Origin of the sequence: Methylobacterium ajmalii, from assembly GCF_036448855.1 — a bacterium.
GTDB lineage: Bacteria > Pseudomonadota > Alphaproteobacteria > Rhizobiales > Beijerinckiaceae > Methylobacterium > Methylobacterium ajmalii.
Window position 1 is genome coordinate 1 of sequence record NZ_JAZFXT010000040.1, and the last position, 19111, is coordinate 19111.

Sequence of the window (19111 nt, forward strand, 5' to 3'; positions counted from 1 at the left end):
TGGCGCGGGGTGGAGCAGCCCGGTAGCTCGTCAGGCTCATAACCTGAAGGTCACAGGTTCAAATCCTGTCCCCGCAACCAAACCACACGAAAAACCCCGCTGGCGGAAGCCGGCGGGGTTTTTCGTCTTTCGCGGCGCACTCCCCCTCGACCTGAATCATCTTCGGGCGTTGGCGTTTCCCCGCCTACGGTGCAGCGTTCGAATGGAAGACCGAGCTTCCGTGGGCCTCATGAGTGCGCAGCTATTCGCGCGCATTCAGGCGACCAGGAGATTCCAGCAGTCACGCCGGGGCGTGAGCCGGCGCACGCCGCTGGGTTTTCGCGGCCTCGAGCCGCATTCCGGCTTCCTCAGGGGCGAGGGCCGGGGCCTGTCGGCCAAGGCACGCGGCCTCGTCGAGGATCGTCACGGCCTCGGCCCAGGCGCCGGGCCAGAACAGGGCAGCCGCCTCCGCCGCATCGGCGGCCGTGCGGGCGTCGATCTCGGCGGCGAACAGCGCGGCCCGGGCCGCTGCCGCCGCTCGGGCACCCCGTACCCAAGTGCCGTTGCGGCCCGCGGCCTCAGCCAGGGAGCCGGCCGACCAGGCGGCGTGACGGGCGACCGTCACGGCCCGATCCAGCTCGCCCGCCGACCGGCAGGCGGCGGCATGCTGCGCCAGCCCCGCCCGTTCCAGCACCGGCGGCAGCAGGCGGCGCACGCCCTGCAGCACGAGATGGGCCGTGCGCGCCTCCTCGATAGCCGGGTCGTCGGCCGAGCCGGCGAGCCGGAGCACGAACGCCATCAGCCGCGGCCGCTCGTCGTCCGGCATCGCGTCGTTGAGGCCGAGCGCGTAGGCCGCGAGCGGGACGGAGAAGCAGGGCGGGCAATCCGCCGAGGAGCGGATCGCCCGGTAGGGCAGCCCCGCCGCCACCACGGCCGCCTCGTTGATGCAGGTGCCGCCGTCCGGTCCCGGGAAGGCGTGCGACCCCGGCAGGAGCCGCCAGTTCAGGATGGAATCGAACAGGCCGGACAACGGTGCCTCCCGCCGGAAGAAGGTCGCGATCGATGCGGTGCATCGGCAACGGGAAGGAATCTGGCAGGAATCCCGGGCGGCGGCGAGCCGTCCCCAGCCACGATTCCGCCGTCCGACGGCATACGGCCCGCCGGCGCGGCGTCCTGCGACACCGCGTCATGGCCCTTGGCGGATCGGTATATCGGAACATATAGTGAACATTAACGACCGTGGGCGACCGGCGACGAGAGAGGGACGGCATGACGCGCTACCGCTTCCATTGCACCAACGGCTCGGAATGCATCCTGGACGCCGAGGGCAGCCTCGTGCGCGGCCCGGGCGCCCTCGCCCGCCGCGCCCGGCAGGTCGCCGCAGCGGCGATGGCCAGCCTCGACCCGGGCGACGACGGGGCCGGATGGCGGGTGAGCGTGCACGACCTGGGCGGCCGCCAGGTCTGGGTCGAGCCCTTCGCCGTGCAGGGGACGGCACTGGCGGCGTGACGGTGCGCCGTGCCCGGCGATGCGGAGCCGACGGCTCCGCCGCGCGTGCGCCCGGCCAAACCATGCCCGGAGGCGTCCCGGTTCAGTCGCTGGCCAGGAACGAATCGTAGACGGCGCGGATACGCGGCAGGTCCGCCTCCGCCGCCCAGGCCTCGACGATGCTCCGGTAGGCCGGGCTCGCCCGTTCCTCGGCCAGCACCGCGTCGATGCGGGCCACCACCTCGCGCCCCCAGGGGGTGCCGGCACACATCACCCGGGGAAAGACCGGTTCCTGGTTCTCTTCCGCGAACGGCAGGCCCACGAAGGCATCCGGCGCCCCGAGCGCCTGGGCGTGATAGGTCGCGATGCTGGAGAACTCGACGAGGTAGTCGAGGCGGCCGTTCAGCAGCATCCTGAACGCCTCTCCGAACTCCGAATAGGTCTGGCTCGGCGGATACTGGCGAAACAGCGCATCGGCCGCCGGGGCGATGGCGCGGTCGCGCAACACGCTCGTGCGCAACGAGCGATGCTCGGTCAGCAGGTTCTGCAGGGAGAGCGGGCCGAGGGCCTCGAAGCGGGCGCGGTTCTCCGCGCGTACGACGATGCGCAGGGGATAGAACATCGCCACTGGCCGCGAGAACACCGCGAAGCTCTCGCGCTCGGGCGTCTTCACACCGCCGACGAAGCACCACTCCTCGCCGCTCTTGAGCGAGGCGAGGACGCGTGGGAACGGCACGAGCATGGTGAAATGGCTGTAATCGGTCAGGCGGGCGGTCAGCAGTCGGCGGATCCGGTCGGAGATGCCGTTGTCGCGGTTCTCGCCGTCGACGATCGTGTACGGCGCCGCGCCGAACACCGACCAGGTGATCTGCTTGCCCTCGGCCCGCGCCGATCCGGCCAGCGCGAGCGCCAGGAACAGACCGGCAAGACCGCACCGTTTCACCATGACGTATCTCGTACAATCCTCGACCGGTCTTTGGTCGATGCAGCCAGCGCCGTCGAGATCACGTGAAACAGGTCCGTGATCGCGGTCAGTGCAAGACGATCTCGCATGGCGAGCCTTTGCAAAATCATAATGTCTGACCGCCACGCCGAGCCCGCCCCGACCGCACGCTCGCGCTCCGGCTCAGTCGCTCGCCAGGAAGGCGTCGTAGACGGCGCGGATGCGCGGCTGGTCCTCCTCGGCCGCCCAGGCCTCGACGATCTCGCGGTAGTCCGGACCCGGCCGCGCGGTCTCCAGCACGGCGTCGATGCGCGCCACCACCTCGCGGCCCCACGGCGTGGCCGGGCACATCACCCGGGCGAAGACCGGCTCCGGGCTCTCCACGAACGGCAGGCCGACGAAGGCGCCCGGCTCGGCGACCTGGCGGGCGTTGTAGGCCGCGATGCTGGAGAAATCGACGAGGTAGTCGAGCCGGTCGCTTCGCAGCATCCGGTAGGCCTCGACGAAGCGGGCGTAGGTCTGCCCCGGCGGATGCTGCCGGAAGAGCTCGTCCACCGCCGGCGCGATGGCGCGGTCGCGCAGCACGCTGGTGCGCAAGGCGCGGTGCTCCGTGAGCAGGCTGCGCAGGGACAGCGGACCCAGCGCCTCGAACTGCGCCCGCTTCGCGGCCGGGACGAAGATCCGCAGCGGGTAGAACATCGCCACCGGGCGCGAGAACGCCGCGAAGGCCTCGCGCTCGGGCGTCTTCACCCCGCCGACGAAGCACCATTCCTCGCCGATCCTGAGCGCGGAGACGATGCGCGGGAACGGCACCGTGACGTGGGCGACGGCGTAGTCCGGCAGCCGGGCGGTCAGGAGTTGGCGGATCCGGTCGAAGACGCCGCGGCCCCGGTTCTCGCCCTCGACGATCGTGAAGGGCGGCGCGTCGTAGAGCGACCAGGTGATCTGCTTGGTGGCTTGATGCGTAACCTGCACGTCCCCGGCCGGTGCCGAGGCCGGAAGGGCGAGTCCGAGCGCGACCAGCAGACCCGCGAGACCGCGCCGCTTTCCCATGATGACTACCAACGCCGTCCATCGACCCGTCGTCGACGAATGGCGGCTCGCCTTCAAGATCGGGTTAATCGCACGCTCGATCGTCTGAAGATGGTGCCGGCCTGCAGTCTTGCGATCAAGACTTTGTGTCAGACTTTGGACGATCCGTCGCCACGGGTCTGCCGTGCCGGCGGAACGCTCCGTCCTTCCGCCTGCCCCGCGGCATGGCGGGCGGGGAAACCGCTTCCCCTACCCCTGCCCCTCCCCCTCCGGCGGCACGATCCACGGCACCCGGCGCCAGCGGGTTTCGCGCAGGGTGCGGTCGGCATAGGTGCCGGCCACCGCCGTGCGCCCGCCCTGGGCGGCGAGGTCGAGGACGAGGGCGCTGTGGATGAAGGCGAGGTGGCTGAAGGCTTGCGGGAAGTTGCCGAGGAACGTGCGGTCCTCCGCTACCTCCTCGGCGTAGAGGCCGAGGTCGTTCTGGAGCGCCCGCAGGGCGTCGAAGCGGGTCTGCGCCTCCTCGGTCCGGCCGAGCCAGGCCAGCGCGTCGACGAGCCAGAAGGCGCAGATCAGGAAGGTGCCCTCGTGGCCCGGCAGCCCGTCGTCGTTGCGGTAGCGATAGACCAGCGGACCGTGGCCGAGGCGATCGATCACCACCTCGACCGTGCGGGAAAAGACCGCCTCGTCGACCGGGAAGCCGACCATCGGGGCGATGAGCAGCGCGGCGTCGGGATCGTCGGCGCCGACATATTGCGGGTAGTAGCCGTCGCGGGGATGCACGCCCTCGCCGTTGACCCGGGCGACGATGGCGTCCCGCGCCTCGCACCAGTGCGGCCGCTCGCCGAAGAGCCGGATGGCGCGGTCGACCGCGACCCAGTTCATGATCGCGGCGTGCAGGTAGTGCTCCTCGGGCTTCCGCGGCTCCCACAGGCCGGCATCCTTCTCGTGCCAGTGGGCGGCGGCGAAGTCGGCGAGGCGAACCGCCTGGCGCTCCATCGCCCCGGGGATCGTGCCGCCGAGGCTCCGGTACATGTGGAGCAGGTCGAGCACCTGGCCGTAGGCGTCGCCCTGGTGCTGCTCGGCGGCCTCGTTGCCGTAGCGGACCGGGGCGCTGCCGCGCCAGCCCTCGAAATGCGTCGCCTCGTGCTCGGTGAGGTCGGTCTCGCCGGCGATGGCGTAGAGGGGCTTGAGGCCGCCCTCGTCGCGCTCGGCGAGCGTGCCGACGAAGCGGAAGAACGCTTCCGCCTCCGCCACCATGCCGAATTTCTTCAGCACGTAGAAGGACAGGCAGGCGTCGCGGATCCAGCAGAACCGGTAGTCCCAGTTGCGGATGCCGCCGATCTCCTCCGGCAGCGAGGTGGTGGCCGCCGCCACGATGGCGCCGGACGGCGCGTAGGTCAGGGCCTTGAGGGTGAGCGCGCTGCGCAGGAGCTGGTCGGCGAGCGGCCCGTCATAGGCGGCGCCGGCCGACCAGCCGGCCCAGGCCCGGCGCGCCGTCTCCATCAGGGCGCGGGGGCGCAGGGTCTTGGCGTCGCCCGCGCCGCCGGGATAGAGCGCGAAGGCCTGCTCGTCCCCGTGCTCGATCGTGAACAGCGCCACCGCCTCGGCGCCCTCGATCGCGAGCGGCAGGTCGGCGATCAGGTCCGGCAGGCCATCGGCCCCGGCGCCGCCCGGGATCGCCCTCAGCGTCGGAAAGGTCTCGGAGAAGCCGGCGAGCGGCCGGTAGACCATCCGCATCGGCACCCGGCCGGAGACGCCGGAGACGAGGCGCACCAGACAGGGCAGCGTCCGCCCGGCCTCCGGGGCCAGCATCACGTCGTGGACGGTCGCCGCTCCGGTGGCGCAGGTGAAGGTGGTCTCCAGGATGTTGGTGCCGGGCAGGTAGAGCCGGGCGCTCTCGGACGGGATGTCGGGCGAGAGCGCGAAGAAGCCGCCGCGTGTGCGGTCGAGGAGGCGCGAGAAGACCGGGGCCGCGTCGAAGCGCTCGAGGCAGGCCCAGTCGATCGAGCCGTCGCGGGCGACGAGGGCGCAGCCGTGGCAGTTGCTGACGAGCCCGTAGGCCTCGATGGGCTGGTAGGGCCGCGCGTCCGGATCGTGCATCGGGAAAGGGCTCGGGCGAGAGGGGGCTGGCCCGCCCGGGCGGGCCCGGGGCCGGCGAGCCGCTTCCCTCCTCCCGCGCCCGGCATGACCCAGCGTCGCCGGGACGACCGTGAGACCCCGCCCCGTGTTCCCGACCGCACGAGGAAATATTTCCGCGGATGAAGCGGCGCCGACAACCGTGCGCGCCGGGGTCCCGGGGCTTCAGGCCTGCATCAGGAACCGCGTCAGCTCGTCCCGGGCCAGGATGCGGGCGAGCGAATCCTCGGCCGGGCCGTCGACCGCCATCAGCAGGCCGCCGCAGGCCGTGCCGCGGCCCGCGACCGCGTAGGACAGGGTGCAGGCGGGGGCCAGCGTCCCGGGCTGGCCGACGACGAAGCCCTGCATCGTGCCGGGCCGGTCGCCGCGGGCGATCGCCGCCTCGAGCCCCGCCACCCGGCCCGCGATGGCGAACGGCACCAGGCCGAGGCGCCGGCCGGCCTGGCGGGCCTGCACCCGGCGCGCTCCCTCGACGGCGACGAGGGTCTCGGGCGCCAGGTGGGCGAAGGCCCGGATCGTCAGGCTGCCGTGATCGAGGGCGGTGACGCGGTCGATCACCGCGAGGCCCGAGAGGTCGTGCGGCAGCACGAAGACCCGCAGATGGCGATAGCCCGGCCCGTGCACGGTGGTCTCGATCGCGTGGGCGGTGGCGCCCGGCAGGGCGAGGCTGCCGCGGTGGAGGCCGTACCCGGCCACCGGCTCGCGCCCCTCGACCACCGCGACGTTGTGGGCGCGGGCCGAGAGCAGGTAGTGGCGCGAGGCCCCGGCCTCGACCTGCTCCGAGCCGCCGGCCTCGACGATCCAGCGGGTCGAGCCGGCGGCGTAGACGTAGGAGCTGCAATCGGCGTGGCCCTGGGGCGAGGTCTCGGCGAAGGTGCAGGCGAAGTGCGACCAGCCCCGCCCGGCGGCCTCGTGGCGAGCCGTCAGGGTGTCGGGCAGGAGCATCGTCGAGGCGGTGGCGGGCCCGGCCGCGGCGGGGCGCTGCGCCACCAGCCCGCCGGTGCCGCGCAGCCGGGCGATCCAGGAGGCCTCGTCGGCACCCGTAAACACCTCGCCGAAGGGCGGCAGCCGGCCGGCGGGATCGAGGAGGCCGGCGAGCTCGGCCAGCGCCGCCTCGGTGCGGGCGGCGACGAGGGGGCCGGGGGCGGCGGGCCCGAGGGCGTCCCGCAGGGCGTGGCCGAGGGTGGCGAGGTCGAGGCGGCGGTGGAGCGAGGATTCGGCGAAGCGGCCGTCCTCGGGCAGCAGGGCCGGCACCCCGTCGCGCAGGCTCTCGCGGGCGAGCGCCTCCCAGTGGCCGGCGAGCGGCAGGCGCGGCAGCGCCCGGGCGACGGCCAGCAGCGCGGCGGCGGCCTGGAGCTGGTGGAGGCTCCGCCCGAAGGTGTTCTGCCCGACGATCTCGGCGAGCGCGAAGCCGTGGCGCACCGCCTCGCCGGTGAGGACCGGCGCCGCGGCCCCGGCGCCCGGCAGGGCGAGGAGCCCGATCCAGACCTCCGCCCGGGGAAGCAGCGCGCCCGGATGCAGGCTCAAGGGGTCGGCCGGCTGGCCCCACGGGTTGGCCCGCGACCAGGCCTGGGCGAGGCCGAGCGCCCGGCCCGGCGCCGGCTCGGCGAGGGCGAGGAGCCACGTCAACGACTGGTAGGCGAGGCGCCAGGGCACGGCGCGGACGGGGGCGGCCCGGAACGGGTCCTCGTCGAAGTCCGGCCGGTCGGGCAAGGCCCAGTCGGGGCAGCCGGCGAGCCGCAGGACGAGGCCGCCATCGGGCCGCAGGGCGACCGGGCGCTCGCCCTCCCCGCGCAGCTGGCGCGCGCGGGCGAGCGGCAGCGCCGCGGCGCCGGCCTCGCCCGGGCCCGGGATCCAGGCCGCCTCGGCGCCCGGATCGCGGCCGAGCCGGGCCGACAGCCGGGCGAGGAAGCCCGGCGCGTCGAGGAGGTCGTCGCCGCACAGGCTCTCGAGCCGGAATCCGTCCTCGAGCGCCACCTCGGGCGGGCCGAGCAGCGCGACAGCGGGGCCGGCCTCGCCCTCCTCCTCCCAGGTGCAGAAGGCGAGGTCGAGGGTGTGGGCGCCCGGCGGCGGTTCGAGGTCCAGGGTGAAGCGGCGCGCCTGCGGCTGGGCCGGCAGGTTCACGCTGGCGCCGAGGCCCGGCGCCTCCTCCGAGCCCGGGACCGAGACGGTGCCCGGATAGGGCGGCGGGATCTCGGCCCCGTCGCGGTCGCGGTAGACGAGGCTCACCCGCGCGGCGTGCTCCTTCACCCGCGAGGCGTGGAGCTGCCCGCGCACCACGAGGCCGAGGCCCGGCACCAGGCTGTGGCGCGACGGCACGGGGTTCGGCCCTAGCCTGCGGCTGCGGAAGGGCGCGGGCGTCAGCGGCGTCACGGGGCGCAGGCAGGGCTCGGCGATGGTCACGCCCTCGGTGTTGCGCCAGGAGCGCAGCGTGAGGACGAGGCCGCGGGCCTGGGGCGGCACGCCGAAGGCGACCCGCACCGGCGCCATGCGCAGGAGCTCGCTGCCGGCGGGCTGGCAGGCCGGCCCGGCGATCCAGGCGCTGTGGGGATCGAGGAGGGTGCGCGACAGGCCCGGCACCTGCTCGACGTCGAGGCTCGACCCGTCGCCGGCCAGGAAGTCGAAGCCCGCGAGCACGAAATCGGCGGCAAGCCCGCCCTCCTCCTCGGCCGACCAGGCGAGCCGCGCCTCGAGGCAGCACCAGGCCCCCGCCGGCAGGTCGCGGAAGGTCAGGAGCGCCCGCGACCAGCGGTTGTTGGCGGTGATCGCGTGCTCGCCCTCGTGCGTGCCCGGCCCGGCGCCGCCCGCGTAGCGGGCCTGGACCGGGAGAAACACCGGCTCGGAGGGCAGCAGGGCCGGAAGCATGGGGCGAGGAAGGGCCGCGGGCGGAAGGGATACCTCCGGCCAGTGCCGGGGACGGGCCCTGCCTGTCAAGGCGCCGGGCCACGCTGCGCACCGCTCGCTGTCCGGTCTCGGACGCGATGGAGCCCGTCAGAACGTCCCCAGCGTCATCGGCAGGTCGGTGGGCGGGGCGTAGGCGGCGAGATCGAGGACCCAGCGTTCCGCCCCGTCGGGTTCCGGTGGCGCGAGGGTGAAGCCGAGGCGGGGGTAGAGGTCCGCCACCATCCCGTTGCGCCCACTCGCCCGGTAGAGGCCGACGAGGCGGCGCGCGCCCCGGCCCGCCGCCTGCGCCGCGAGGATCGCCAGGATCCCCTCCTCCACCCGCCGGCCGAGCACCCGGCAGCTCATCAGCCAGGTCTCGATCACGAGGTCCCGGCCGACGAGCCGGCCGATCGCGACGGCGATCATCCCGTGCTCGGCGAGGCGGTCGGCGAGGCGCAGCTGCAGCGTCAGCACCGCGGGATCGTCTATCAGCGCGGCGGCCTCGGCCTCGCGCAGGCGCCGGGTCGTCAGGTTGAACTGGTTGGTCTTGTTGACGAGCTGGACGATGCGGGGAAGCCCGACGGCGTCGAAGCTCCGCCAGGCCAGCCGCATCCCGAGGCCGGCAAGGGTACCCGCGAGCGTGCCGGCAAGGTCGGTCGTCCCCCCGCCCGCCTCGTCCCGGCGGGCGCGGTCGCGCGCGTAAGCCTGCGCCCGCCCGCGATCCTCTGCCGTCAGCGCCACCGCCTCGAAGTAGCCGGCATCGGCAAGGCAGCGGGCGACCAGCGCCGGCTCGTCGGGCACCTCCGGCACCGCCACCATCGGCAGGTGCTCGCGCACCAGGGCGCGCTCGAACGGGTTGTCGTCGACGAAGACGAGGGAATCGAGGCCGAGGCGCAGCTCGGCGGCGATGCGCCGGAGGTTGGTCGCCTTGTCGTCCCAGTTGGCCGCGAAGGCGCCGAAATCGGAGAGGCGCAGGAGCATGTCGGGATGCTCGCGGAACGGCCTCCGGGCCACCTCGGGATCGTTCTTCGAGCAGACCGCCAGCACGATGCCGCGGCGCGCCAGATCGCGGGCATGGGCCTGGAGCGCCAGGAACGATTCGCCCGCGGCGCTCCCCTGCCCGACGATCAGGCCGGCGAGCCCCTCCTCCCCGACCGTGCCGCCCCACAGCGTGTCGTCGAGGTCGAGCACCAGGGCCTTGGCCGAGCGGCCGAGGCGGGCCCCGAGGAGCCGGGCGACGAGGTCGCCGTAGAGCGGGGCGGCGGCCGGCGTCACCGCCTGGCGGGCCCGCAGCCACAGGGCGGGATCGTGCCAGGCGTCGAGCCCGTGCCGCGCCACCGCGTCGTCGAGGGCGAGGAGGTCGACGCCCTCCTCCACGGCCGCGTCCCGCAGGCCGGCGTTGAGGCGCGCCGTGCGGGCGGCGAGCGAGCCCGGCATGCGGTGCTCGTTGCCGCCCATCAGCGGGATCGCGGCCGGCAGCAGCGTCTGCTGGATCACCGTGCAGCCATGCGCCGCCCGGGCCCGGGCCCAGAGCGATTTCAGCCGGTCGAGGGCTGCGCCGACGTCCCCGGCCGGTCCCAGGAGGGCGTCGGCGTCGAGGGCCAGCAGCACGGTGTCGGGCCGGAGCGCGTGCAGGGCCTCGCTGTCGACCTCCCGGTCGGACTGGCCGTAGGCGCCCTCGTGCACCGTCACGCGCAGGTCGCGGCGCAGGGCCCCGACCCGGATACCGGCGGCGAGATGCGACAGCGTCGAGGAGCCGAGCAGCGCGAGGCGCCAGGCCGGGCCGGCCGGCGACGTCTCCGGGAAGCGTCGCTGCAGCACCTGGTCGAGCCGGGCGGTGCGCGCCGGGTCGAGGCGGGTGCGGGCGAGGTCCGCGAGCGCGTCCCAGGCCTCCCGGTCGGGCCGCGCCTCGGCCGCGGCGAGGCGGGCGGCGAAGTCCGCCGGCGGCTGCGGCAGCCAGGCGAGGTCGGCGGTCACCGCGGCGCCTTGCGGGCGATCACCGCCGCGAGGTCGCCGACGCTTCCCAGCCCGTCGACCTCCCGGGTGGTGAGCTTGATGCCGAAGCGCGCCTCGACCGCGATGACGAGCTCGATCATCCGGGTCGAGTCCCAGCCCTCGACGTCCTCGGCGGTGAGCCCGGGGCTGAGCGGCACCGGCTCGCCGAACACGTCTTCGAAGAGCAGGGCGAGGGCTGCGAGCGCGGCGTCTTCGGTCATGGCGGGGCTCTCCGGTTCGCCCCGGATGTAGCGCAGGTCGCGACCGCATCGCGAGCCGTGCCCTGCGCGCCGGGGTGGCCTGCCCGCCCGCGTCTTGCATGCCATGGCCGAGTTGCTAGCTGACTCTGACAAGAATTCCGGAGAGCACCGGCATGAACGCCCGTCCCGACGCCCGCGACTTCGCCGGCCCGCAGAAATTCGGCATCGGCCAGCCCGTGCGGCGGGCCGAGGACCCGGTGCTGGTCCGGGGCGAGGGCCGCTACACCGACGACCTCGCCCTCGACGGCCAGGCCTACGGGGTGTTCGTGCGAAGCCCGGTCGCCCACGGCCTCCTGCGGGGCATCGACGCGGAGGCCGCCCGCGCCCTGCCGGGCGTGCTGGCCGTGCTCACCGCCGCCGACCTCGACGGCTACGGGGCGATCGGCAACGGCCTGCCGTTCAAGAACCAGGACGGCACGCCGATGCGCAAGCCGCCCCAGGCCTCGCTCAGCACCGACCGGGTGCGCTACGTCGGCGAGGCGGTCGCCCTGGTGGTGGCCGAGACGCTGGCCGAGGCCCGCGACGCCGCGGAGGCGGTGGTCGTCGACATCGAGGACTTGCCGGTGGTGACCACTCCGGACGAGGCCGCCGCGGCGGGCGCTCCGCTCCTGCACGACGACGCCCCCGGCAACCTCGCCCTCGACTTCCGCACCGGCGACCAAGCGGCGACGGAAGCCGCCTTCGCGCAGGCCGCGCACGTCGCCTCCCTCGACCTCGTCAACAACCGCCTCGTCATCAACCCGATGGAGCCGCGGTCGGCGATCGGCGTCTACGAGGCGGAGAGCGGGCGCTTCACCCTGCATGTCGGCTCGCAGGGGGTGTTCGGCCTGCGCAACTCCCTGGCGGACGGCGTGCTGAAGCAGCCCCGCGACAAGGTGCGGGTGCTGACCGGCAACGTGGGCGGCTCCTTCGGCATGAAGGCCCCGGTCTACCCCGAGTACCTGCCGCTGCTCGAAGCATCGAAGCGCCTCGGCCGGCCGGTGAAGTGGACCGACCTGCGCTCCGAGAGCTTCCTGTCCGACCATCACGGCCGCGACGTCGCGGTGACGGCGGAACTGGCCCTCGACGCGCAAGGACACTTCCTCGCCTTCCGGGTCCGGGGCCGCGCCAACATGGGCGGCTACCTCAACCCGCTCTCGCCGCTGTTCCAGACCGTCAACATCGCCCGCAACATGGTCGGCGTGTACCGCACCCCGGCCTTCGACGTGGCGGTGGAGTGCCTCTTCACCAACACCACGCCGATCGGCGCCTATCGCGGCGCCGGCCGGCCGGAGGGCAACTACTTCATCGAGCGGCTGATCGACACCGCCGCCGCCGAGACCGGCCATGACCGGGTGGACTTGCGCCGCCGCAACCACATCCGCCCGGCCGACATGCCGTACAAGGCCCCGTCCGGCCTCACCTACGACAGCGGCGACTTCCCGGCCGTGCTCGACCGGGCGCTCCAGGCCGCCGACTGGGACGGCTTTCCCGCCCGCCGCGCCGAGAGCGAGGCCAACGGCCGCCTGCGCGGCATCGGCATCGGCGACTACCTGGAGATCACCGCGCCGCCGACCAACGAGATGGGCGGCATCCGCTTCGAGGCCGACGGCACGGTGACGATCGTCACCGGCACCCTCGATTACGGCCAGGGCCACCTCACGCCCTTCGCCCAGATCCTGCACGACCGCCTCGGCATCCCGGTCGACCGCGTCCGGCTCGTCCAGGGCGACAGCGACCAGCTCATCGCCGGCGGCGGCACCGGCGGCTCGAAATCGCTGATGGCGAGCGGCACGGCGCTCGTCGAGGCCGGCGACCTCGTGATCGCCCAGGGCCGCGAGGCCGCGGCCGCCCTGCTGGAGGCCGGCCCCGCCGACATCGAGTTCCACGACGGCCGCTTCACCATCGCAGGGACCGACCGGGGCGTCGGCCTCCTGGAACTGGCCGCCAAGGTGCGGGCGGGCCTTCCCGACCCGGCCGCCCCCAGGAGCCTCGACGTCGCCCACACCCACAAGGAATCGCCCTCGGCGTTCCCCAACGGCTGCCACGTCGCCGAGGTCGAGGTCGACCCGGAGACGGGCGTCGCGACGGTCGTGCGCTACACCACCGTCAACGATTTCGGCACGCTGGTGAACCCGATGCTGGTCGAGGGCCAGCTCCATGGCGGCATCGTGCAGGGCATCGGCCAGGCCCTGATGGAGCGCACGGCCTATGACGAGCAGGGCCAGCTCGTGACCGGCTCGTTCATGGATTACTGCCTGCCGCGGGCCTCCGACGCGCCGTTCATGGGCTTCGAGAGCCACGCCGTGCCCGCCACCACCAACCCGCTCGGGGTGAAGGGCTGCGGCGAGGCCGGGTGCGCCGGCTCGCTGCCCTCGGTGATGAACGCCCTCGTCGATGCCCTGCGGCCCCGCGGCATCCGCCACATCAACATGCCGGCGACGCCGCAGGCGATCTGGTCGGCGCTGCAGCAAGGAGCCTCCGCGTGAGCGAGCCCGTGACCCTGGCGGCGCAAGCCCGCGTCGAGACGCAGAACGGCAGCCGCTACCTGACCCAGCTGTGCAAGCACTGGAGCCACAAGTTCCCCGAGACGACCTTCACGCCGGAGCGCGGCGTCGTGCCGTTCGGAGAGGACCGCCGCTTCACGGCGGAAGCCGACCCGGAGGGCCTGACCCTGCGGGTCGAGGCGCCGGACCTGGAGACGCTGACCCGGATGCAGGGCGTGGTGGCCGAGCACCTCGGCCGCTTCGCCTTCCGGGAGGATCTCGGCGGCATCGCCTGGACGCGGGTGGGGTGAGACCCCACTATCCGACCGCATGATCCGCCCTGTCCCACCCGCGACCTCATCCTGAGGTGCCGCGTAGCGGCCTCGAAGGAGGGCTCCAGAAGGCTTCAGGATCACTGGAAGCCTCCTTCGAGGTTAGTCGATCTTCGGTCGACTAACACCTCAGGATGAGGTCGCGGGTGGGATGTGGTGTCACGGATCGCGCTCGTTCCAACCAAAGGTACTCCCGTTATGACGAAAGCCCCCGACTTCGACGCCCGCCTCGACCGGCTCGCCGAGGTCGCCGTGAGGGTCGGGCTCGGGCTTCGGCCCGGGCAGGAACTGGTGATGACGGCGCCCCTCGACGCGCTGCCGCTGGCCCGCCGCATCACCGCCCAGGCCTACAAGGCCGGCGCCTCGGTGGTGACGACGCTGCTCGCCGACGACCAGGCGACCCTGGCGCGTTTCGAGCACGGCCACGACGACGCCTTCGACAAGGCCGCCGGCTGGCTCTACGAGGGCATGGCGCAGGCCTATCGCACCGGCGCCGCCCGGCTCGCGATCTCGGGCGACGATCCCTCGCTCCTCGCCGGCCAGGACACCGACAAGGTGGCGCGCGCCAACCGCGCCCGGTCCAAGGCCTACATGCCGGCGCTCGAGCAGATCGCCAACTTCGCCACCAACTGGACCATCGTCTCGGCGGCGAATCCGGCCTGGGCCCGCACGGTGTTTCCGGACCTGCCCGAGGATCAGGCGGTCGCCCGGCTGTGGGACGCGATCTTTGCCGCCTCGCGGGTCGACGGGCCGGATCCGGTCGGCGCCTGGGAGGCCCACAACCGGGCGCTCAGCGACCGCACCGCCGCCCTCAACGCGCGGCGCTACGCCGCCCTGCATTTCCGCGGGCCCGGCACCGACCTGACCGTCGGGCTCGCCGACGACCACGAATGGTGCGGCGGCGCCACCACGGCGAAGAACGGGATCGTCTGCAACGCCAACATCCCGACCGAGGAGGTCTTCACCACGCCGCACTGCTTGCGGGTGCAGGGCCATGTCAGCGCGACGAAGCCCCTCTCCTACCAGGGCACCCTGATCGACGGGATCGCGGTGCGCTTCGAGGAAGGCCGCATCGTCGAGTCGCGGGCCCGCACCGGGGCGGACGTGCTCGCCAAGGTGATCGACACCGACGAGGGCGCGCGCCGCCTCGGCGAGGTCGCCCTGGTGCCGGCCTCCTCGCCGATCTCGGCCTCGGGCCTCCTGTTCTGCAACACCCTCTACGACGAGAACGCGGCGAGCCACATCGCGCTCGGCCAGGCCTACAGCAAGTGCTTCCTCGACGGCGGTGCGGGCTTCAGCGAGCAGGACCTGGCCGCGCGCGGCGCCAACCGCAGCCTGATCCACATCGACTGGATGATCGGCTCTGCCGAGGTCGACGTCGACGGGGTGACGCCGGACGGCCGGTCCGAGCCGCTGATGCGCCGGGGCGAGTGGGTCGACTGACTCGCGGCCCCAGGCATCCCTACCCGACGAAGATGAGCCGCTTGCCGCGGTTCTCGCCGCGGTAGAGCTCCGCGATTGCCCCGGGCGCGCCCTCGATACCCTCGGTGACGTCCTCGTCGAGGCGGATGCGGCCCTCGCGGTACCACCCCGCCAGGGCCGCCACCGCCTCCTCGAACCGCGGCTTGTGGTCGAGCACCACGAAGCCGCTCCACACCAGGCGCCGGGTCAGGATCTCGCGCTCGACGCGAGGACCCGTCGGCACGTCGGCCCAGCTCGCCACCGAGGCGGTGCCGCACTGGACGATGCGCCCGGCGACCGCCATCCGCCGCAACGCGGCGTCGAGGATCGGCCCGCCGACATTGTCGAAATAGACGTTCACCCCCTCGGGCGCCTCCGCGGCGAGGGCCGCGCTCCAGTCGTCGGTGCGGTAGTTCCAGGCGGCGGCGTAGCCGTAGGCCTCACGGCAGCGGGCGACCTTTGCATCGTCCCCGGTAAGACCGAGGGGCCGGCATCCGAGGTTGCGGGCGATCTGGCCGACGAGGCTCCCCACCGCCCCGGCGGCGGTCGAGACCAGCACGGTCTCGCCGGCCCGCGGCCGGCCCAGCACGGTCAGCCCGAGATAGGCGGTGAGCCCGTTGAGGCCGAGAAGCCCGGCATGGGCCGAGAGCGGCACCGCCTCGGTGCAGCGCCGGAAGATCGCCGAGACCGGAACGGCAGCGTAATCCTGCCAGCCGAACCAGCCGTACAGGACCTCGCCCTCGGCGACCTCCGGGCTGTTCGAGCGCACCACGACGCCGACCGCCAGCGCCCGCATCGGACCGCCGAGCGGCACGGGCTGGGAATAGTTGGCCTCGGCGCTCGCCCAGCCGCGCTGGGCCGGATCGACCGAGAGGTAGAGGTTGCGCACCAGGATCTCGCCCGGGCCCGGCTCGGGCACCGGCCCGGCCTCGAGCTCGAAATCATCGGGCTGCGGGATGCCGACGGGCCGGCGGGCGAGGAGCACCCGGCGGTTCGTGTCGGGCAGGCTGTAGGCGGGAATGTCGATCGGGCCGGTCACGCGCGTCTCCTCCTGGCGGCGCGTTCGTCCGGCGCCGCCCTGATCCCATTCTCGACCTCGATCAGGCTCTTACAAGCCCGGCCCCTTGGCCGCCCCCAGGATGCGCCCCGGCCCGCTATTCTCGGCCTGGAGCACCACGACGTAGGAATCGGCGTCGGCCGCCGCCAGCGCGGTGCGGGGTACCTCGTAGTGAGCTGCCACCCCGCGCCAGGCGCCGACATGGTGCATGCCCCGCACCACGTTGCGGTAGGTGACGGTGCGGCCGCGGTTCTCGCCCCGTCCGATCGCGACCTCGCGGGCCCGGGCGACGGGCAGCAGCCAGACCTCGGCGGTGCGGCCGGCCTCGCGGGCCGGCCCGACATCGATCAGGATGCGGTCGGGAGCGGCCTCGCTGTGGATCGGCACCGGCAGGCTCGCGGCGGTGCCGGGCTCACGGATGCTGCGTTCCAGCGCCACCCGGTCGGAGCCGACCACCGTGGTGGCGCCGTTGACGACCACCTGGGGCGTGAAGACCTGGCGGTCGCCGCGCATGCTCGCATAGGCGCGCTGGCGCGCGGTGAACGAGGTGCTGGCCAGCGTGTCCTTCCAGCCGAGATAGTCCCAGTAGGTCACCGGCAGCGTCAGGGCGATCACGCCCGGATCACGGGCGAGCTCGGTCACCAGGCGGTCCGCCGGCGGGCAGGCCGAGCAGCCCTGGCTGGTGAACAGCTCGACCACCGCCCGGGGCGCCTCGTCCCGGCGGGCGATCTCCTGGCTCCGCGGGGCGACGTCCTGCGCGCCTGCGGGGCCGGGAAGGCCGAGGCCGGCCGCGACGAGGCCGGCGAGCCAGCGGTGGGAGGGCGCACGCGTCATGTGCCATCAACACCCGGCGGGAGCGCGGAGAGAAGTCACGTTAGCTTGAGGCCTGGATCGAGCTTGAGGCTTGGGCCGCCGGCGCGCGGGCCGGCGCCTTGGGCAGCATCGACGGGCGCCAGCGCCGGTGCATCCACAGCCACTGCTCGGGATGCTCGCGCACCCATCCGGCGATGACGTCGCTCATCGCCTGCATGGCACCCTGCACGTCGACGCTGCCGCCGGCGTCCCGCGGCAGGGCCAGCGCCGGGGTCAGCTCCAGGCGGAAGCGGTCGCCGGGCAGCCGGATCACCCGCACCCCGTGGACCGGGCAATCGTAGTGCCGGGCGAGCTTGGCGAGCAACGGGTTCACCAGCGCCGGCCGGCCGAGGAAATCCACCACCACCCCGCGGGTGAAGTGCTGGTCGACCAGCATGCCGAGATGACCGCCGCGCTCGACCACACCCTGCATCTTGAAGGCGGCGCCGGGGCCGGCCGCCGTCAGGCCCCCCATGGTGGCGCGGCGCACCTCCTGCACCAGTTGCGCGGCGGCCGGGCTGTTCGGCGGGCGAAACACCGCGCTCGCCTCGAGCCCGAAGCGGGCGGCGCAGATCGCCGGCAGTTCCCAGTTGCCGAGATGGGCCGAGAAGATCAGGCCCGGCTTGCCGTCGTCGCGCAGGGAGAAGAAGTGCTCGATGCCCTCGACCTCGATCCGCCCCGGCGTGGCGGCGGCGGGGTCGTAGTCGAAGATGTCGCCGAGATGGGCGTATTCGGCGCCGGTGCGGCCGAGGTTGTCCCAGGCCCCGAGCGCGATCGCGGCGATGGCGGCCTCGTCCTTCTCCGGGAAGGAGCGGCGCAGGTTGTCGAGCGCCGTGCGGTGCGAGGGCAGGCGCGGCCCGAGCGCCCGGGCGATCGCGGCGCCCGCCGCGGCGGCACGGGCCGGCCCGAGCAGACGCGCCAGCGCGAACAGGACGCGGACCACGAGGACCATCGGCAGGCCGGCGAGGCGGGACAGGGCGCGGTAGAGCCTCAGCTTCAGGCGCAGCACGACGATCTCACGAAGCATTCCGGATACGAGAGGGCGGGACGGCGCAGGTTTTGCGAACCTCGCGCCTCGCCTCTTCTCCTGCCCGGCCGGTTTGCGCAAGAGCGCGACAATGCCCCGCGCGCCGTTCTTCGACGGGCGTGGCCGTCAGAGCGTGACCAGGATCTTCCCGAACACCTTGCGCGACTCCAGCCGCTCCAGCCCCTGCGCGAAATCGCCGAGTGGCAGCACGGTGTCGATCACCGGGGTGATCCCGTCGGCCATCTTGTCGAGCGCCTCGCGGATGTTGGCGATGCGGCAGCCGAACGAGCCGGTGATGCGGTATTGCTGCTGGAACAGCTGCATCAGATTCATGGTGGTGGAGACGCCCGAGGTCGACCCGCAGGTGACGAGGCGCCCGCCGCGCTTGAGGCACAGCAGCGAGCCGTTCCAGGTCTCGGGGCCGACATGCTCGAACACCACGTCGACGCCCTTGCGCTTGGTGGCCTTGCGCACCTCGCCCTCGAAGCGCTCGGTGCGGTAGTTGACGACGTGGTCGGCGCCGAGCGCCCGCGCCTTCTCGCCCTTGGCGTCGTCGCCCACGGTCGTGAATACCGTGCAGCCGATCGCCTTCGCCATCTTGATCGCGGTCGTGCCGATGCCCGATCCCCCGGCATGGACCAGGATCGTCTCGCCGGGTTCGAGCTTGGCGTTGTCGAACAGCATGTGCTGCACGGTGCCGAAGGCGATCGGCGCGCAGGCCGCGTCGGTGAAGCTGACGGAATCGGGCACCCGCACGACGAGGCGCGCCGGCAGGTTGACGAACTCGCGGGCGAAGCCGTCGACGTGGAAGCCGAGCACGCCGCCGACCTCCTCGCACAGGTTGTCCCGGCCCTCGCGGCAGGCGCGGCACTTCCCGCAGGTGAGCGCGCCGTAGGGCGCGACCTTGTCGCCGACGCTCAAGCCCTCGACGCCCTCGCCGAGCGCCGCGATCTCACCGGAGGCCTCGGCCCCGACGGTGAGCGGCAGCTTGCGCTTGGCGAAGGCCATCCCGCGAAAGCCCCAGACGTCGATGAAGTTGAGGCCGACGGCACGGACCCGGATCTGCACCTCGCCGGGGCCGGGGGCGTCGAGGTCGGGAACCTCGGTCAGGCGCAGGTCGCGGTCGCCGAAGAGCTGGAGGGCTTTCATGGGGGTCTTTCGTCGGACGAGCGCGTGTCCCCTCCCCCTTGTGGAGAGGGGT

15 protein-coding genes and 1 tRNA gene are annotated in these 19111 nt (G+C 73.3%); 5 read left to right on the forward strand and 11 right to left on the reverse strand.

Annotation, left to right across the window (positions count from 1 at the left end):
• The first annotated feature begins 3 nt into the window (after nucleotides 1-3).
• A tRNA-Met gene (locus V3T34_RS17155) sits at nucleotides 4-80 on the forward strand.
• Between the two features lie 200 nt (nucleotides 81-280).
• On the opposite strand, the gene V3T34_RS17160 is transcribed toward V3T34_RS17155, so the two are convergent.
• The gene (locus V3T34_RS17160) at nucleotides 281-1009 is read right to left on the reverse strand and encodes a hypothetical protein (protein ID WP_305079304.1); all 729 of its coding nucleotides are present in this window, start codon (nucleotides 1007-1009) and stop codon (nucleotides 281-283) included.
• 239 nt (nucleotides 1010-1248) lie between these two features.
• On the opposite strand from V3T34_RS17160, the gene V3T34_RS17165 reads away from it, so the two are divergent.
• Nucleotides 1249-1488, forward strand: a complete 240-nt coding sequence (locus tag V3T34_RS17165; RefSeq protein WP_060847519.1) for a DUF6894 family protein — start codon at nucleotides 1249-1251, stop codon at nucleotides 1486-1488.
• A gap of 82 nt (nucleotides 1489-1570) precedes the next feature.
• Here the strand turns inward: V3T34_RS17165 and V3T34_RS17170 are convergent, their stop codons facing one another.
• The 6 genes from V3T34_RS17170 to V3T34_RS17195 form a co-directional block, all read right to left on the reverse strand.
• Nucleotides 1571-2413, reverse strand: a complete 843-nt coding sequence (locus tag V3T34_RS17170) for a transporter substrate-binding domain-containing protein (protein ID WP_305079303.1) — start codon at nucleotides 2411-2413, stop codon at nucleotides 1571-1573.
• 180 nt (nucleotides 2414-2593) lie between these two features.
• Nucleotides 2594-3463, reverse strand: coding sequence for a TIGR02285 family protein (locus tag V3T34_RS17175; RefSeq protein WP_305079302.1), 870 nt, complete (start codon nucleotides 3461-3463; stop codon nucleotides 2594-2596).
• Nucleotides 3464-3691: 228 nt separating this feature from the next.
• The gene (locus V3T34_RS17180; RefSeq protein WP_305079301.1) at nucleotides 3692-5542 is read right to left on the reverse strand and encodes a glycoside hydrolase family 15 protein; all 1851 of its coding nucleotides are present in this window, start codon (nucleotides 5540-5542) and stop codon (nucleotides 3692-3694) included.
• A gap of 201 nt (nucleotides 5543-5743) precedes the next feature.
• Nucleotides 5744-8443 (reverse strand): heparinase II/III domain-containing protein, encoded by a 2700-nt coding sequence (locus V3T34_RS17185; RefSeq protein ID WP_305079300.1) that lies wholly within the window; start codon nucleotides 8441-8443, stop codon nucleotides 5744-5746.
• Between the two features lie 126 nt (nucleotides 8444-8569).
• Nucleotides 8570-10438 carry an HAD-IIIC family phosphatase gene (locus V3T34_RS17190; protein ID WP_305079299.1) on the reverse strand — a complete coding sequence of 623 codons (1869 nt, stop codon included), beginning with the start codon at nucleotides 10436-10438 and terminating at the stop codon, nucleotides 8570-8572.
• Nucleotides 10435-10677 carry an acyl carrier protein gene (locus V3T34_RS17195; protein ID WP_305079298.1) on the reverse strand — a complete coding sequence of 81 codons (243 nt, stop codon included), beginning with the start codon at nucleotides 10675-10677 and terminating at the stop codon, nucleotides 10435-10437. Before V3T34_RS17195 ends, V3T34_RS17190 begins: the two co-directional genes overlap by 4 nt.
• A 152-nt stretch (nucleotides 10678-10829) precedes the next feature.
• Between V3T34_RS17195 and V3T34_RS17200 the strand changes: the two genes are divergently transcribed.
• The 3 genes from V3T34_RS17200 to V3T34_RS17210 all read left to right on the forward strand — a co-directional run bounded on the left by V3T34_RS17200 (nucleotide 10830) and on the right by V3T34_RS17210 (nucleotide 14956).
• Complete coding sequence (locus V3T34_RS17200) at nucleotides 10830-13184, forward strand: xanthine dehydrogenase family protein molybdopterin-binding subunit (protein ID WP_305079297.1); 2355 nt, start codon at nucleotides 10830-10832, stop codon at nucleotides 13182-13184.
• The gene (locus tag V3T34_RS17205; protein ID WP_288582513.1) at nucleotides 13181-13492 is read left to right on the forward strand and encodes a DUF2218 domain-containing protein; all 312 of its coding nucleotides are present in this window, start codon (nucleotides 13181-13183) and stop codon (nucleotides 13490-13492) included. Before V3T34_RS17200 ends, V3T34_RS17205 begins: the two co-directional genes overlap by 4 nt.
• A 219-nt stretch (nucleotides 13493-13711) precedes the next feature.
• A complete protein-coding gene (locus tag V3T34_RS17210) occupies nucleotides 13712-14956 on the forward strand; it encodes an aminopeptidase (RefSeq protein WP_305079296.1) in 1245 nt (414 codons plus the stop codon).
• Between the two features lie 19 nt (nucleotides 14957-14975).
• Here the strand turns inward: V3T34_RS17210 and V3T34_RS17215 are convergent, their stop codons facing one another.
• The 4 genes from V3T34_RS17215 to V3T34_RS17230 all read right to left on the reverse strand — a co-directional run bounded on the left by V3T34_RS17215 (nucleotide 14976) and on the right by V3T34_RS17230 (nucleotide 19059).
• Entirely contained in the window at nucleotides 14976-16013 is a 1038-nt protein-coding gene (locus V3T34_RS17215) for an NADP-dependent oxidoreductase (RefSeq protein WP_305079295.1), read from the reverse strand.
• Between the two features lie 69 nt (nucleotides 16014-16082).
• Nucleotides 16083-16865, reverse strand: coding sequence for a DUF1223 domain-containing protein (locus V3T34_RS17220; RefSeq protein ID WP_082742545.1), 783 nt, complete (start codon nucleotides 16863-16865; stop codon nucleotides 16083-16085).
• Between the two features lie 40 nt (nucleotides 16866-16905).
• Nucleotides 16906-17892, reverse strand: a complete 987-nt coding sequence (locus V3T34_RS17225; protein ID WP_305079307.1) for a lipid A biosynthesis lauroyl acyltransferase — start codon at nucleotides 17890-17892, stop codon at nucleotides 16906-16908.
• A gap of 144 nt (nucleotides 17893-18036) precedes the next feature.
• On the reverse strand, nucleotides 18037-19059 hold the full coding sequence (locus V3T34_RS17230; protein ID WP_091891258.1) for a zinc-binding dehydrogenase: 1023 nt from the start codon (nucleotides 19057-19059) through the stop codon (nucleotides 18037-18039).
• Between the last annotated feature and the right edge of the window lie 52 nt (nucleotides 19060-19111).